An 11654-nucleotide genomic window follows, 5' to 3' on the forward strand; every position below is an offset into this window, starting at 1 on the left:
TTCTTTAAAACAAAAAAGATAAGCTTACAACTGTCTTGGTAGTTAAAAGTAAGAAAGCCCTCCTGGTCAAAGGAGGGCTTTCTTTCAATATGTGCATCATTCTGTTGAAACGGAAGGATCGGCATGTTCCTTCACAGGAACGATTTGGATGAAGTTTTGAGCTGGGTTCTCTAAAAGGAGGGCCAGTTCTTCTGCTTCTGCTTTTTGTCCATTTGAGTCTAGTATGCTCATGTATTGACTGAGAAGCTCGGTAACATCCTTAACGCCTGTATCAGTTAATTTCTCGATGGATACAAGTGCGCCTTTAGCGATCCTGCGCTGGAGGGCATCTTTATTCAAGCCGCGCTCTGGCTGATAGCGGAGATAAATGACTCCGCCTGTCATGCCGGCGCAAATCCATGGGCCTGGATCACCGAGTACAAGTCCGCGGCCATTGGTCATATACTCAAATGCAAAGCCTTTAATATTGGAGTTAACACCAATATTGCCTTTTTCGTCGGCTGGTATATCCTGTTTAAGCAGTCCGCCGATAATCATATCTGCACCAGAGAGACGGATTCCGGCACGGGCATCGGCATCACCTTGGGCGATGAGCAAGCCTTTTTGAGCACCATAGCCAAAGCCTTTACCAACGGAGCCGTTATAGTATTGTCCATCTTTTCCTTTATCCTTCAAGATGGCAATGGTTCCGCCAAAGGATGTTTTGCCTGTTCCGTCCTGGGCTCCGCCATCGACAACGATATTGATGCCCTCTGTGTTGTATGCACCAAGACCGTTTCCTGGAATGGAGCCTTTATAGGTTAGATTCACTGGATCAAGCTTTCTGTATGAACCATCTAGGCGCCCGCGTACTCGGTGGCAGGAAACGCGGCTGCCAAGAACACGTTGAATGGCGTTGACATTTTGGAAATTACGGGATTGGAACAAATCGTTCACACTTGAATCAAGATATTCGGCGCCAACCGCTGCCATTTGGACCATGAGCTCCTCATCCGATGATTTTGATTCCATCTTGGAGATTTGTCCAAGCTCAAGGGTCTTAAGCAGATAGGTTAGGTCAAGCATGTCTTTGCCTTTTGTTTGCTCGAGCAGCTCAGAATGACCGACTGCTTCTTGAAGATCCGTAATGCCGAGCTGGGCAGCCAATGCCTTCAGTTCATTACCGAAAGCGGTGAACATATTGACGATCCCTTCAACGGCTAAATCGTATTGCCTTGGTACGAAGCGGCGTAAGCCATGTTCTTTAGCTTCAGCTTCAGAGTCGATTTGAGTTGCAATACCGACATGGCATGTATCCAGATGGCAGCCGCGGCAAGTGGTACACCCGATGGCAATCATGGATAAGGTACCAAAGCCAACACGGTTAGCTCCTAACAGCATCACTTTAAGGATATCTTTTGCACTCTTTAGACCGCCGTCAGCCCAAAGCTCGACATCTTGTCTTAAGCCTGCCTCAAGTAAGGCGTTATGCGCAGATTTAACCCCGATTTCGACTGGAAGACCAACATTTTGCAGGGCATGAATTCGAGCGGCACCAGTACCGCCGTCAAATCCGCTTAAAGTGATAATATCTGCTCCAGCTTTGGCGATTCCGACAGCAATTGTTCCGATATTCGGCACGACAGGAACCTTGACAGCAACCTTGGCTTGGTCATTGGCCGTTTTCAGCTCATGAATCATTTGAGCCAAGTCCTCAATCGAATAAATATCATGGTTATTAGAAGGTGAAATCAAGTCAGAGCCGATTGTCGCATTACGAGCTTCGGCAATCTTTGCTGTCACCTTAGAACCAGGCAAATGCCCACCTTCACCCGGCTTCGCGCCTTGCCCGATTTTAATTTCGAGCAGGTTGGAAGAGTTCAATAGCTCTGCATTGACACCGAACCGTCCTGAAGCAATCTGCTGTCCGCGTGTCCGAGGGTATTTACCAAGCATATCTTTGATTTCGCCGCCTTCGCCGTTCATGCTGATCATGTTCAGGCGATCTGCTCCTTCAGCATATGCACGGAAGGCTGTCTCATTTTGAGAACCGAAAGACATGGACGCAATAACGAATGGCAGGCTATGTTCACCGACGCCAAGATTGACCATTTCTGGGTCGACAGTGTTACCCGTCTGTTTGAAATCTGTTAAATGACGGATAGTTGTTGGATTTTGTTCCTCTTGCTCAGAAATTTTCTCGCCGTAGGCTGTATAATCGCCGGTCTTTGCCACATCCCCGATTGCTTTCCAAATCCGTGGGAAGAGGTGGAATGTTTTGCCGATGCGCTCTTTCTCATTTGCATAATCAGTTGTGCGCTGCTTGGCATCTTCCTTCATGGTTTCAAAGTTGTACTTGAGTTCGTTAGAGCCAAAGAAGTTGACGATATTCAGGACTTCTGCAACCTCATCGTGCAAGCCGATGCTTGAGAATAAACGTCCATACCCGCGAAGCTCGTGAATACCGAGTGTGGAGATCACTTTCTCAAGACCCTTTGACAAGGCCTTATAAAGGTTCGAAACAGGCTTCGCTGTCTCATCAGCGACTGTTCGGAACATATAATAAGGATTGATTAGATTGGCGCCCAATCCATAAGCAACGATAATATCATGCAAATTGCGAATAGCTGCAGAACGCAGGGCAAGAGAGCAATCACGACGTTTACCGTTCTTGACAAGTGCTTGGTCAACGGCTGATACGACTAGATGCGGGTCAATCCATAACTGTCCGTCCTTATGTGCTGAATCATCATCCAGGCAAAGGATAGAAGCACCATTGCTGACGGCTTGAATAGCCTCTCCTGTAATGCGTGCAAGGGCTTCAGCGATTGTTTCTTCCTCTGTAAATGTCATGGAGATGGTATGCCATTTGCCTTCGCCATCAAATAATTGATAAATCTGTTCGAAGGAAGGCTGGCCCAATTCCCTTACGCAATCCTGACCAGGTTTACCTTCTGCTAGCAGAGGGGTAAGAAGTTCAATGATTGGGCCTGCTTGCTTATCGCTTGTAAATAAGGATGGACGTTTTCCGATGATGGTTCTTGTCGAGAAATGCTCCATCTCACGGTCCCTGTCAATGGCAGGGTTTGTGACAACTGCCACGCTTTCTTTAATGAAGTCAGCAATGTTTTGCCGTTCTGGGTTAAGGGCTGCGAGTGGTGCATCATGGCCAAGTGAACGAATTGGTTCTGCTCCTTTTTCTGCCATTTGCTCGACTAATTGGATATTATCGCGTTCCCATCCAAAGGCCTTATACTGCCCGTTTTGGATTTTGGAGTCCTCTTGGTTCACGATTGTTTTCTTCGCTTCAGGAGGAAGCATGCGCAGGCGTGTATCCTTAAATGAAAGTCGACTGGAGAAGCGTTCGAATACTTCTTCTTGATAGTGCTTATATTCATAAAGCTTGATGGTATCTCCGTTCCATTTCAAGCCGACCTTTTCTCCTGGTCCGATTGGTTTTGGATCGGCAACATATTCAGTCGTTGGAATGACACCAGGTTCTGAACCGAAAAGATAAGAGCTTGATGTTTCCATCATCCATAAAGGGCGCAAGCCCAGCGAATCAACGGAGAACGCTACTTCGTCTGCGTGGCGGGAAATGATGGCTGCTGGTCCTTGGGCGAAATGTCCCCAGGATTCACGTAAGTATGTGTATAAATCCTGAAGATGTCCAGGATATTCCTTCATCTCATTGATGATTGGAGGGAAGATGATATCAAGCGCTTCGAATAAGCTGTAGCCTTCGCGGTAAATAAATGTTTCGAGCGTGCGGCTAAGGTCTTGTGAATCACTTCCGCCTTGCACGAGCGGAACACCAATCATTTGTGCTTCATCCCGTAAGCGTGCAATCGTATTAATCTCGCCATTATGGCCGAGAACGCTGAATGGCTGCACACGGAAGAAGCTTGATAATGTATTCGTGCAATACCGGTTATGTCCTAGAGTCATAGTGGATGCAACGAGCGGGCTGCTTAAGTCAGGATAATATTTTGGCAGAATATCCCCAGCACCCATAACCTTGTAGACCGCATGATATTGGCTTAAGGATGAAACATGAATCGATTCATTTTTTTCAATTTCTATAGTCAAATCAAATAAAAGGGAAGAGAGTGCTTGCTGGTTTAACTCTTTATTGGCAATAAAGCCAACCTGTAAGAAGACAGGGTTCTCCTGCAGGGCGATTGGTCCGAGTGCGTCTGAAGAATAGGCTTGATCGGACACAAAGACCTCATTTAGTCCGCTGCTTTTTGCTTTGTGGACAATCTCTTCGATTGTCTGTCCTTTATCGGCGCGGCGGTCAATAAAGAAGTGACCAACGACGAAGTGAGAGGAATCAGCCAGGGAAGAATCGGACCCTGTATTTTTTAGCTTTTCTTGCCATAACGCACGCGGGATATCTATATGAATGCCAACGCCGTCACCTTCACCATTAATAAAACCAGCGCGGTGGTTCATGGTTACAAGGGCATCAATACACGCAAAGATATTTTCACGTGTTGGGATTTTTTTCTTTTCTACACAGGCGATAATTCCGCAAGCATCATGTTCAGCTTTATGGAATTCGGTAAATTTGCTAGGACTCCATTTTTGGTTCATAAGAAAGGCAACGGATAAGCTTGCGCCTATTTAATTGCCAGTTCACCTCCTGCTTAAACTTGTGGTATTGGATGTAACTTTGGAAACTAATTGGAAGGGAATACATAGTGTGAGGGTATACAATCATTAAAGACTAATAGCTATATAGTATCATTAGAATTTTCAGAAATCAATTAATTATGCATTGGTCACTAGATTGTAAAAAAATATGCAATCAGTAAAACAGCCTGATGTAAACGCTTCCTTTATTCATTTGTAGAATAAATCCGCTCATGATAAGCGGATTTATCTTTGAATAATTATTCATCTTGATGAATTTATAAAGATTTGAATGCTTCGTTGACTGCTTCTATCGTTCTATCAATATCTTCTTCTGTATGAGCGGTTGTTAAGAACCAAGCCTCATATTTCGAAGGGGCGAGATTAATGCCCTGCTCAAGCATGAGTTTGAAGAAACGGCCGAATTTTTCTCCGTCAGTTGCTTCTACCTGTGCGTAATTGATGATTTCTTCTTTTGAATCTGTGAAGTATACAGTCAAGGCACCTTTTAATCGATTAAGCTGAATAGCTACATTATGCTGCTTAGCTGCCTTGCGGATGCCGTCTTCTAATCGGGCACCGAGCGTGTCTAGGCGGTCATATACCCCTTCTTCTTTCAAGATTTCGAGGCAAGCGATGCCAGCTAACATGGAAGCAGGGTTTCCGGCCATTGTTCCAGCTTGGTAAGCGGGTCCCATTGGGGCTACCTTATCCATGATTTCTTTTCTGCCGCCATAGGCGCCAATTGGCAGGCCGCCGCCGATGATTTTCCCGATAGCGGTAATGTCCGGCTCCACGCCTAATAGGTTTTGAGCACCGCCATACATAAAGCGGAATGCAGTGATGACCTCATCATAGATGACAAGGGAACCGTGTGCATGAGCGATTTCATTTACAGATTCAAGGAATCCTGGCTGCGGCTGAACGATGCCGAAGTTTCCGACGATTGGTTCAACGAGAATACCTGCTACTTCTTCTCCCCATTTCTCCATTGTCTCTTTAAAAGATTCAACATCATTGAATGGTACAGTTATAACCTCTTTGGCAATGCTTTGAGGAACACCGGCAGAGTCAGGTGTACCGAGTGTAGATGGCCCTGAGCCTGCAGCGACTAATACGAGATCGGAATGTCCGTGATAGCATCCGGCAAATTTAACGATCTTGTCTCTTCCTGTATACGCTCTGGCAACACGAATCGTTGACATGACGGATTCAGTGCCTGAATTTGTGAAACGAATTTTTTCCATAGAAGGAATGGCTTCCTGCAGCATTTTGGCAAACGTCAATTCTGATGGTGTTGGTGTTCCATAGAGTACCCCGTTCTCCGCTGCTTCCGTAATGGCCTTCGTAATATGGGGATGTGCATGACCTGTAATAATCGGTCCAAAAGCAGCAAGGTAGTCTATGTACTTATTGCCGTCAACATCCCAGAAGTAAGCGCCTTTACCTTTTACCATGGAGACGGGCGATCCGCCGCCGACAGCCTTGTATGACCGTGAGGGGGAGTTGACTCCTCCAACGATAATTTCGAGGGCTTCTGCATGCAGCTTCTCAGATTGTGTATGATTCATAAAAAATACCTCCTTCATGCATAAAGCACGTAATATATTGTAGCACTCCCAAACTTTATTTGTATATGGTCGAGCCAACCAGCAGTTCTGTACAACCAATCATAGTTATGCAGAGCCTTGAGTATATATTACTAGCGGGATGTTCGCGATTGAAGGAGGGAATCCTTTGTTCTATGTGTTTATATCAGCGGTGATTATATGCCTGGGGATGAGCTTGAAGAGCCTCTTGCTTCCGACTGAGAAGGGAGAGAGAATTTCCTTGGAGCATTTGTATTGGATTATAACGGTCTATTTCATCTTCTTGATAGGCTTTGGGTTATTGTATGTCTTGATGGATTTGAAATTTGGTTCGGTTATTCACTTGAACGGTTTGCCTGTTATGGGAGGGTTCTTTGCCAAGCTTGCTTCATCACTCTATTTCAGCACGATGACCTTGCTGTCTGTGGGGTATGGGGATATGGTGCCTGTTGGTGTCGGGAGATGGATTGCTTCTATAGAAGCGTTAATTGGATATGCGCTGCCGGCGGCATTTGTTGTTCGTACGGCCATTGACTTTGAGAATGTAAAAATTGACCGTAATTAGGTATAGTAATAAATAGATGTAAAGTGAAGGAGGAATCGATATGAGTACGTTAATAGGAAAGATGGCACCTGACTTTAAACTGGAGGCCGGAGATGGAAAGGTTGTAACGATGGCTGATTTTGCTGGGAAGAATGTTGTGCTGTACTTCTACCCAAAGGATATGACACCTGGTTGTACGACGGAGGCTTGCGATTTCAGAGAAAGTCATCAATCGTTTGCTGAACTCGATACCATCATTGTCGGTGTGAGCCCTGATCCAAAGGAAAGACATGAAAAGTTCATAGCTAAATATGATTTGCCGTTTCTCTTATTGTCTGATCCGGAACATGTCTTGTCTGAAGCCTATGGGGTATGGGTTTTAAAGAAAAATTTCGGTAAGGAATATATGGGTGTGGAGCGTTCGACCTTTGTCATCAATAAAGAGGGTGAAGTCGTTAAGGAGTGGCGTAAGGTGAAGGTGAAGGGGCATGTTGAAGAAGCGTTAACCTATATTAAGGAGAATTTGTCTTAAAGGCAAAGTGAGGGGAGAGGGAGAAGATGAGGGATCCGCGATTAAAGGTACTGACCAAACAAATCCTTGAGCATTCTGTGAAAGCGGGAAAAGGGGATAAAATCATGATTCACGGCCAACCGAATACAAAACCGCTTATGCTCGAATTGCTTGAGGAGGCGTATAAGCTGGGAGCCTATCCATTCATGGAGCTTAAGGATGATGAATTAGATAGGCAATGGGCTATACAAAGCAGCCTTGAGCAGTATGAAACAATCGCCAGGTGGGAAATGCAGCGATTCCAAGACTTGGACGCGCTGATTTACATAGTCGGGGAAGAGAATGACGCGGAGATGACCGATATCCCTGCAGAGGTATTCAGGGTGAGCGGTGAAGTCATGAAGCCTGTTACTGATTACTATATTAATAAATGCCGTTGGGTACTCCTGAATTACCCGACAAAATCGCTCGCACAAAAAGCTGGCATGAGCACGAGTAAATTTGAGGATTTCCTTCTTGATGTATGTACGGTTGATTATGCAAAGATGGCAGCTGCTATGAAACCTCTAAAAGAATTAATGGAGAAGACTGACCGTGTGCGTATCGTGTCACCGGGCACAGACCTCACCTTTTCAATCAAGGGGATACCGGCTGTTATGTGCTATGGGGAGCGAAATATACCGGATGGGGAAGTGTATACCGCTCCTGTCAGAGACAGTGTTAACGGCACCATTACCTATAACACTCCTTGTCCCTACCAGGGGACAACCTTCCGTAATGTGAGTTTGACCTTTAAAGATGGAAAGATTATCAAAGCTGCGGCTGATCAATCAGAGAAAATCAATGATATTTTTGATACTGACGAAGGTGCCCGATATATTGGAGAGTTCGCACTTGGCCTCAATCCAATGATTCATCATCCAATGGGCGATATTCTCTTTGATGAGAAAATTAATGGCAGTATTCATTTCACGCCTGGATTGGCTTATAAGGAAGCGGATAATGGAAATGTATCCTCTATCCATTGGGATATGGTTCTTGTCCAGCGTGAGGAATACGGTGGAGGAGAGATTTACTTCGATGACCGTCTCATTCGCAAAAATGGTTTATTTGTCGTCCCGGAGCTTGAGGGATTGAATCCGAATGCCTTGCTTTGGAAGGGGAAATGAGCCCTTTTTATAGAATGAAGGCTCATCCCCTAATCAACCTCGGACAATCTGAATAAGATGAAATCAGGGAATACCTCCTCAAACATAAATGTTGATGACTGCAAAAGATCATTATTTTGCAGTCCTTTTTTTGGTATTTATAGGGAAAGTTTCTTAATATAAATAGTAAGAATTAGTTATAAGATGTTTGGGGGATGTAATTATGAAAATTGTCTCGTCTTTTTTGCCTCCGAGAGCGCTGCAGAAATCCATCACTGAGAAGTTTAATGAACATGAGTTCTGCTTTTTTAAGGGGATGGAACAGATTGACAATAAACTGATTGGTGAAATGGAAATCTTCATTACATATGCGGAAGACTTGAGTCCAGAAATTATCAATCGTGCGTCCTCTCTCAAATGGATTAGTGCAATGGCTGCAGGAATTGATAAGATGCCGATTGAAGCTATCGAGAGCAGGGGAATCCTTGTGACGAACGCAAGAGGTATCCACGCTGTCCCAATGTCTGAATTTGCGCTGGGTCTCATGTTATCACATGTGAAAAGGCTGGCTGACTTGAAGGATTTGTAAAGGGAGAGAACATGGAATAAATGGCTCCCTGTAGGTGAATTATGCGGAAAGACACTCTTGTTGCTTGGAACTGGAGCTATTCCGGAGGAAATAGCTCGTCTTGCTGATGCATTCCAAATGAAGGTGATTGGCGTGAATAGAAGCGGCCGTTATGATGGAGAGAGTTTTTCTGATGTGCACCCAATTGGACAATTACATCAGGTACTCCCGGAGGCACATATCATTGTGTCTGTCCTGCCAAGTACGCCAGAGACGAGGGGGCTTCTCACATATGATCATTTCAAGCAGATGAGAAGTGATACTCTCTTTATTAATCTAGGAAGAGGGGATCTTATCACGATAGAGACGTTGAAGAGGGTGCTGGAGGATAAGGTCGTTGGTCATATAGCGCTTGATGTGTTTCCTGCCGAGCCACTTGACGCCGATAACCCGCTTTGGGGCTATTCGAACTTGACGATAACTCCGCATATCTCCAGTATCACGGAGAATTATCTTCCGAGAGCCTTTGCCATCTTTGAGCACAACTTAGATGTGTATTCTGGCAGGAAAGAAGATGATTATATGAATAAAATCGATTTAGGAAAGGGGTATTAATATTGAAGATTTATACGAGAACTGGAGATAAAGGGCAAACATCCCTTGTTTACGGTACAAGAGTCTTGAAAACAGATTTACGTGTAGAAGCCTATGGTACCTGTGATGAGGCGAATTCGATGATTGGACTCGCTCTTAGTCATATACATGATTTGGACTTTGAGGGGAAAGATAAGCTTCAACAAGTCTTCCATGTCATTCAAACAGATCTATTCCATGTTGGTGCTGAATTAGCAACACCAGAGGGCAAAAAAGTCGGATGGGTACTCAAGAAGGAGTCCATTACGGATATGGAATTGTATATTGATGAGCTAAATGAGGAGCTTCCTCCCTTCAAGAACTTCATTCTTCCGGGCGGACATCCTGCTGGTGCAACGCTGCATGTTGCACGAACGATTGTCAGAAGGGCAGAAAGAAAAGCTATCGCGATTGGCGAAGGAGTCAACCCTCTCGTGATTGCCTACTTGAACAGGCTCTCCGATTTGCTCTTCGTTGCAGCGCGTTTCTTGAACCTGCGTTTAGGCCGTCTTGAACCCACGCTGCATGAATAGGAGAGGAGATTACCAATCTGAGTGGATGACTTATACCCGCTAGGTTGGTAGAAACATTGACAATACGGCGCTTTATCAAGTAAACTTATTGTAACCATTATAAAGTAAGAATCTATAAAAAAGGGAGTGCATGACGGTGTCTCACCAACTTAAAGATGCTTTAGATACTCTGAAAACAACTGGTGTCCGCATGACTCCGCAACGTCATGCCATATTAGAATTTTTAATTACATCACATACACATCCAACTGCAGATGATATTTACAAAGCATTAGAAGGTAAATTTCCCAATATGAGCGTAGCAACTGTCTACAATAACTTGCGTGTGTTCAAAGAGGTTGGATTGGTGAAAGAGTTGACGTACGGAGATTCATCCAGTCGTTTTGATTATTCTTCCTCTGACCACTACCATATTATTTGTGAGAAATGCGGGAAGATTGTCGATTTCCATTATCCAGGTCTTGATGAGGTTGAGCATCTTGCTTCGCATGTGGCTGGTTTCAAGGTAACTCATCACCGGATGGAGATTTACGGAGATTGCCCTGATTGTGCAGCTAAAGAAGTGCATTAATTTTTGAACCCGCTAAATTAGCGGGTTTTTTATAAGAGAAAAGAAGCCGGTGAAAAACCAGGCTTCTCTTTTTTATGCATGATGGTTCTCTTGGTTTTTTCTATTATAGGTTTCATCAAATTCCTTGCCCTCTAACTTCTTATCTAAGGTTAATGGCTCGCGGCAATGCATGCACATATCAACCCGGCCGAGGATCTTTGTTGGTTTTCCGCAATTTGGACAGACAACCTGTACGGCTTTGGTTGAAAGCATGCCGATCCAGAAGTATACGACCATGCTTGCCATCATGGCGAGAAGGCCTAAAACCATAAAGATTGTCATCAGTAAAGGTGAGGTGCGGAAGAAAATGCCGATATACATAATGATGAACCCGATAAAAATCAAACTAAGAGCGAATGTTCTTATTTTATTGATTTTGCTACTATACTTAGCCACAGCTGATCCCCCTTTTGTCTACTATAATATACCATATTATCCAGCGTCATCTATATAATCGTGAATCTAAAACAAAATAGTGGCAGGAGTCTGTCGAATATTGTTGAATTAGTTTATATACCCAAAAACCCTTCTAAAGGAGTAGAACAATGGAAGATATCCTAAGGCCTGTATACCAAGAGAGAGCAAGCAACCCAGAAACGCAAGGTGTGTTATTAATCGAAAAGAATTCACCTGAGAGTCCTAGCACGGATACATTTGATTGCATTTTACTCGTTATCATTAATAGTCAGGATAAACCACCTGTATTCATTAAGCACTATGCGTATGAACATAAAAAGGCAGCTCTTCATGTTGTGACGGAGGATAAATTGAATGAATGGAGACTGCTCGGTACAAACAGGAAAATTATCGACTGGATCTACAATGGAAAAATCGTATTTGACCGTAATGACTATTTAGCATCCTTGAAAAGGGAAATGGATGAATTCCCGTTCTATGGACGAAA

At 44.2% G+C, this 11654-nt stretch carries 11 protein-coding genes (1 of these 11 running past the window's edge); 8 read left to right on the forward strand and 3 right to left on the reverse strand.

Annotation, left to right across the window (positions count from 1 at the left end; all coding sequences use genetic code 11):
• Nucleotides 1–96: 96 nt before the first annotated feature.
• Nucleotides 97–4575 (reverse strand): glutamate synthase-related protein, encoded by a 4479-nt coding sequence (locus tag ACY8DX_RS03630; protein ID WP_462406210.1) that lies wholly within the window; start codon nt 4573–4575, stop codon nt 97–99.
• 317 nt (nt 4576–4892) lie between these two features.
• Nucleotides 4893–6185, reverse strand: coding sequence for a glutamate-1-semialdehyde 2,1-aminomutase (locus tag ACY8DX_RS03635; RefSeq protein ID WP_462406211.1), 1293 nt, complete (start codon nt 6183–6185; stop codon nt 4893–4895).
• 175 nt (nt 6186–6360) lie between these two features.
• Between ACY8DX_RS03635 and ACY8DX_RS03640 the strand changes: the two genes are divergently transcribed.
• The 7 genes from ACY8DX_RS03640 (at nt 6361) to perR (ending at nt 10711) form a co-directional block, all read left to right on the forward strand.
• Nucleotides 6361–6768 (forward strand): potassium channel family protein, encoded by a 408-nt coding sequence (locus ACY8DX_RS03640; RefSeq protein ID WP_231589611.1) that lies wholly within the window; start codon nt 6361–6363, stop codon nt 6766–6768.
• Between the two features lie 40 nt (nt 6769–6808).
• Complete coding sequence (gene bcp / locus ACY8DX_RS03645) at nt 6809–7279, forward strand: thioredoxin-dependent thiol peroxidase (protein ID WP_049672066.1); 471 nt, start codon at nt 6809–6811, stop codon at nt 7277–7279.
• A gap of 26 nt (nt 7280–7305) precedes the next feature.
• Nucleotides 7306–8427, forward strand: a complete 1122-nt coding sequence (locus ACY8DX_RS03650; protein ID WP_462406212.1) for an aminopeptidase — start codon at nt 7306–7308, stop codon at nt 8425–8427.
• 202 nt (nt 8428–8629) lie between these two features.
• Nucleotides 8630–8995, forward strand: coding sequence for a Rossmann-fold NAD(P)-binding domain-containing protein (locus tag ACY8DX_RS03655; RefSeq protein ID WP_462406213.1), 366 nt, complete (start codon nt 8630–8632; stop codon nt 8993–8995).
• A gap of 57 nt (nt 8996–9052) precedes the next feature.
• The gene (locus ACY8DX_RS03660; protein WP_462406214.1) at nt 9053–9589 is read left to right on the forward strand and encodes an NAD(P)-dependent oxidoreductase; all 537 of its coding nucleotides are present in this window, start codon (nt 9053–9055) and stop codon (nt 9587–9589) included.
• A gap of 2 nt (nt 9590–9591) precedes the next feature.
• Complete coding sequence (locus ACY8DX_RS03665) at nt 9592–10140, forward strand: cob(I)yrinic acid a,c-diamide adenosyltransferase (protein WP_049672063.1); 549 nt, start codon at nt 9592–9594, stop codon at nt 10138–10140.
• A 130-nt stretch (nt 10141–10270) separates the two neighbouring features.
• On the forward strand, nt 10271–10711 hold the full coding sequence (gene perR / locus ACY8DX_RS03670) for a peroxide-responsive transcriptional repressor PerR (RefSeq protein WP_049672062.1): 441 nt from the start codon (nt 10271–10273) through the stop codon (nt 10709–10711).
• 72 nt (nt 10712–10783) lie between these two features.
• Here perR and ACY8DX_RS03675 read toward each other — a convergent pair whose 3' ends face one another.
• The gene (locus ACY8DX_RS03675) at nt 10784–11146 is read right to left on the reverse strand and encodes a YgzB family protein (protein ID WP_049672061.1); all 363 of its coding nucleotides are present in this window, start codon (nt 11144–11146) and stop codon (nt 10784–10786) included.
• Nucleotides 11147–11295: 149 nt separating this feature from the next.
• Between ACY8DX_RS03675 and ACY8DX_RS03680 the strand changes: the two genes are divergently transcribed.
• Nucleotides 11296–11654 carry the beginning of a nucleotidyltransferase-like protein gene (locus tag ACY8DX_RS03680; protein WP_049672060.1) on the forward strand. The gene runs 523 nt beyond the window's last position, so 359 of the gene's 882 nt are visible here — the first part of the coding sequence; it begins with the start codon at nt 11296–11298; the stop codon falls past the right edge of the window.

Source organism: Gracilibacillus sp. Marseille-QA3620 (assembly GCF_054950035.1).